At 40.3% G+C, this 2,500-nt stretch carries 3 protein-coding genes (2 of these 3 only partly in view); 2 read left to right on the top strand and 1 reads right to left on the bottom strand.

Annotated features, from left to right (window positions below):
• Positions 1-576 carry the 5' portion of a UPF0280 family protein gene (locus tag CIT02_RS05265; protein ID WP_292614909.1) on the bottom strand. The gene continues 153 nt to the left of window position 1, outside the view, so only the first 576 of its 729 coding nucleotides appear in the window; it begins with the start codon at positions 574-576; its stop codon lies beyond the left edge, outside the window.
• Positions 577-768: 192 nt separating this feature from the next.
• Here CIT02_RS05265 and CIT02_RS05260 point away from each other — a divergent pair, with 192 nt between their 5' ends.
• The gene (locus tag CIT02_RS05260; RefSeq protein ID WP_292614685.1) at positions 769-1,329 is read left to right on the top strand and encodes a PH domain-containing protein; all 561 of its coding nucleotides are present in this window, start codon (positions 769-771) and stop codon (positions 1,327-1,329) included.
• A gap of 74 nt (positions 1,330-1,403) precedes the next feature.
• Positions 1,404-2,500, top strand: the 5' portion of a protein-coding gene (locus tag CIT02_RS05255; RefSeq protein WP_363124156.1) for an NAD(P)/FAD-dependent oxidoreductase. 139 nt of this gene lie beyond the right edge of the window; the window shows 1,097 of its 1,236 coding nt (coding positions 1-1,097); the start codon lies at positions 1,404-1,406; the stop codon falls past the right edge of the window.

Below are 2,500 nucleotides of genomic sequence, written 5' to 3'. Positions count from 1 at the left end.
AACCATTTCCACTTCATTATCTCTGGTGGCCTGGTTGGCAATGGAGGTGGCCAGTGCATCGGCAACACTGGATGAAGATGAGAATACCGTAACTGAATCAGCCTGCCCAAAACTAATGGAATGGCCCACAGTGCCTGATGATGTGCATATTCCCAGTGGGGTCTTGTCATGTTTGATTTTGAAACCTATTTTTCCAGATAATGAGGATTCCCCGGCATATAAACCCATAATAACATCTTTATTGGTTTTAAGGGCTATGTCACCGCCATTGTCCACAATAACGTACTTTGCACCCTGTTTGAGTAAAAAGTTAAGGGTGAGCTGGGAGATGGTTCCGGCCACTGCGGCCATGGGTCCCACACCAGCTATCTGGGCAGAACTGGCCATCATCTTCACTATTTCTGGTGTGGAAACCACTTTTAACGGTTCCAGGCTGGTTTGAAACTCCTTGTTCATCCGGATAAAGCGTTTCAGTTCTTCTCTCTGGCGGGTGATAAAACCAACAACGTAACTGGGCTCAATGTCTGATGTGAGCAATATATTGGTTTCCTGTATAATGATCCTCTTTTTAATCATCACTTAAAAGTTAGTTAAAGGATGCAGATAAAACTATTTAGAATATTAAATTTATACTAAAAGTTGTAAAATACTTTATAGAAGATGATAATAGGTTATTTATACAATGGAATACTTGTTTATGTGTGAATGGTGGTAGATGAGATAATGTTTAACCGAAATAATAATAATAACAATCCTGGGGAGAGGCTGGTGTTTGAGACGCGTCCCCGATTTTTAGCCAGCATGAAATGGACCATTCTTAAATTAATACTTTTACTAGTGGTTTTTTACCTTTTCCGGTACGTAATAGTGGTAGCAATCGCTTTAGAGAATTACTCGGTGCAATATGTTCAGCTCCCCCTGATCCAGGCCACCTACTACCTCCTCCTGTTGATCATCCTTTTCCTGATACTATCAATAATATGGGATATGATTTCCTGGAGACAGAAAAAATATCAGATTACCACCCAGAGGGTGGTGGTGAAAAGGGGAATAATTAGAAAGAAAAGATCCTACATTCATTACAGCAAGATCCAAGATATAGATGTAGATCAGGGCATATTCGATCGTTTATTCTCTGCCGGAGACATAGAAATCTATGGGGGTCATGAACACACCAATATAATTCTGGAAGATGTTCCCAATCCCCGGGAGGTGGAGGATATAATTGATAGACTTACCATGGGTGAGGAAGTGGATTTAAAACCAGAGAACCATAAAATACCCAAAAGATCCATTATTGAGGAATATGACCAAAAGTTTAAAAGATAGCTTGCTGAATATTTGGATTAGTATATGCTCATATTAAGTGCATATGCCAATTATTACCAATTTTTTGATATTTAATTTTAACAATATCCAAAATTTACAAAAAAATAAATAATCATTACTTTGAGATTGATATGAAGAACTACGATGTGGCAGTGGTTGGTGCCGGACCAGTAGGCTCAACCTTGGCCAGGCACATGGCAGAAAAAGGCTATAAAGTAGCCGTACTTGAGAAAAAAAGGGAAATTGGCGTTCCACTCCAGTGCGCGGGACTTTTAGGTAAAAGAATTAAAAAAGTGAATCTTCTACCCGATAAATTTATAATTAACCCGGTTCACGGAGCATTTCTCCACTCCCCTGAAGATACCATACTATCAGTTCAAAAGGATAAACCAGAAGCATACGTTCTGGACAGGGTAGGGTACGACAAGTTTTTAGCCAAACTTGCTGAAGATGCCGGGGCAGACATATTCCTCAATCAAAAGGTGGAAAAGGTAGATACCCTCCGTGGTGTTATAGACATCAAAAATAAGGAAAATGACAGGATATCAGCGACAGTGGTGGTGGGGGCAGATGGGCACGCTTCTACCATATCTGAAAAATTCAACCCACTGGTGGAATCATTCCAGGCTGCCCAGTATCTGGTCGATGTGGGTGAAAAACGTTTTCAAAAGGACTACGTTCACCTTTACGTTGATTCAAGGGTATCTCCTGGTTTTTTATGGGTCATTCCCTTATCTGAAAGCACGGCACGAGTAGGTCTCTTCGCAGATTGTAATTATCAACAGTTAAACATATTACTCAAAGAATTGATAGCCAAACGCCCCGAACTCCGGAGATCAACTATTTTAAAGAAATATTATGGGGTTATTCCCAAGTATAACTCGCAAAAACAACTGGTTAAAGATAGAGTACTTCTTCTGGGAGATGCAGCGTCCCAGGTCAAACCCACCACTGGTGGTGGTCTGATAATGGGTTTCACCTGTGCAGAAATAGCATCAAGGGCAGCTTCACAGGCTCTGGAAAATGAAAACATAGAACTCCTGGCTAATTATCCTCAGGAATACCATGAAGAATTTAGAAAAGAGTTAAAAGCACAGTTAATGGTTCACAAAATTTTCAAATCATTGACTGATGCTGATCTGGAGTACATGTTCCGAAAACTAAAGGACGA

Source organism: Methanobacterium sp. BAmetb5 (genome assembly GCF_003491305.1).
GTDB lineage: Archaea > Methanobacteriota > Methanobacteria > Methanobacteriales > Methanobacteriaceae > Methanobacterium.
Note: the sequence above shows the minus strand (reverse complement) of the source record. Positions and strands in the feature narration are given on the sequence as shown.